2 protein-coding genes are annotated in these 1,705 nt (G+C 76.2%); one reads left to right on the top strand and one right to left on the bottom strand.

The features are described 5' to 3' along the window. On the bottom strand, window positions 1–1,221 hold a 1,221-nt coding region (locus ACFCX4_RS36125), incomplete at its 3' end, for an MFS transporter (RefSeq protein ID WP_376151701.1). Between the two features lie 146 nt (window positions 1,222–1,367). Between ACFCX4_RS36125 and ACFCX4_RS36120 the strand changes: the two genes are divergently transcribed. Beyond that, window positions 1,368–1,604: a DUF2277 domain-containing protein gene (locus ACFCX4_RS36120; RefSeq protein ID WP_376151699.1), complete on the top strand. Its 237-nt coding sequence runs from the start codon at window positions 1,368–1,370 to the stop codon at window positions 1,602–1,604. Window positions 1,605–1,705: the final 101 nt, after the last annotated feature.

Here is a 1,705-nt window from a genome sequence, read left to right as displayed (position 1 = left end):
GGCCCGGTCGTCCGGGGCCGGCGCGGGCCGGGGCACCAGGGCGCCGCCCGCCGCCACCGGGACGGACGGCGCGTCGCCGCGCCGCCGTGCCAGCGCCCACGCGGCCACCGCGATCAGCGCGCCGGAGGCCGCCAGGCCCGAGCCGACCAGTGGCGGGGAGGTCCAGCCGAGCCCCGCGTCCAGCGCCAGCCCGCCGAAGAACGCGCCCTGGGCGTTGGCCAGGTTGAACGCGCCCTGCACCGTCGCCGAGGCCAGCGTCGGCGCGCCGCGCGCCTCGCGCATCACCAGGGTCTGCACGGCCGGCACGATCGCGAACCCGAAGAGCCCCACCAGGACCACCGTCAGCGCCGCCGACCACGGTGTCCGCGCGGTCACCGCGAACAGCGCCAGCACGGCCGCGAGCAGCAGGAACGCCGCGCACACGGTGGGCCGCAGCGCGCGGTCGGCGGCGTACCCGCCGAGCAGGTTGCCGATCGTCATGCCGACCCCGAACAGCGCCAGCACCAGCGTCACCGACCCGGTGGCGTAGCCGGAGACCTCGGTGAGCAGCGGGGTGATGTACGAGTAGCAGGCGAAGAAGCCGCCGCAGCCGAAGACCACCGTGGCCAGCGCGAGCCACAGCTGCCCGCTGCGGAACGCGCGCAGCTCGTGCCGCAGGCCCGACTGGGCGGGGGAGGGCAGCACCGGGACGAGGCGGGCGATCGCCACCGCACCGGCCACCCCGATCGCGACCACCACCAGCATGGTCGCCCGCCACCCGAGCTGCTGGCCGAGCAGGGTCGCGGCCGGCACCCCGACCACGTTGGCGAGGGTCAGTCCGGAGAACATCACCGCGACCGCCCGGGCCCGCCTCTCCGGGGCGACGAGTTCGGCCGCCGCGACCGCCCCGGCGCCGAAGAACGCCCCGTGCGGCAGTCCGGTGACCAGCCGGGCGGCGGCCAGCGTCCAGAAGTCGGGGGCGAGGGCGCAGAGCAGGTTCCCGGCGGCGAAGAATCCGGCCAGCGCGACCAGCACCGTCTTCCGGGGGCGGCCGGCGGCCAGGGCGGTGAGCAGCGGCGCCCCGATCACCACACCCAGCGCGTAGGCCGAGATCAGCCAGCCGGCCTGCGGGATCGAGACGTCCAGGCTGTCCGCCACCTGGGGGAGCAGCCCCATGGCGGCGAACTCGGTGGTTCCGATGGCGAAGGCGGTGACGGCCAGGGCGACCAGCGCGAGAGGCAAGGGGGTGCTCCGGGACGAAAGGGAGGAGTAGGGATATGTTCGCCCGAAATCTTAATCCGACCGGATGACGGGCCTGTGTGGTCCGTACGTCGAGCCGGTGACGGACGGGAGTCGCCCCCCGGCCGCTCGCGCGCGAGACTGGGGTCATGTGCCGCAGTATCAAGACGCTGAGACCGCCCGTGACGCCCGACGCCACGGAGGAGGACTACCACGCGGCCGCGCTGCAGTACGTGCGCAAGGTGTCCGGCTTCCGGGCCCCGGCCGCGCACAACCGCGAGGCCTTCGACCGGGCCGTGGAGGCCGTCACGGAGGCCACCGCACGGCTGCTCGCCGAGCTGGAGGTCCGCGGTGGCGCGACCCGCCCGGCCCGGGCCGCCGGCTGACGGTGCACGGCCGACGGTGCACGGTGGGCGGCGCGCGGCCGAGCACGGGCCGCCGAGGGCGGATCGCCGAGCACGGCCGGACCGCCGCGGGGGACCGCGCC

This window comes from Kitasatospora sp. NPDC056327, from assembly GCF_042261735.1.
Lineage (GTDB): Bacteria > Actinomycetota > Actinomycetes > Streptomycetales > Streptomycetaceae > Kitasatospora.
This window is presented reverse-complemented; position numbering and strand designations above follow the sequence as displayed.

What these genes read in the sequence shown, in the direction of transcription:
- ACFCX4_RS36120 (WP_376151699.1), top strand. Translation starts at nt 1,368, where the DNA reads ATGTGCCGCAGTATCAAGACGCTGAGACCGCCCGTGACGCCCGACGCC.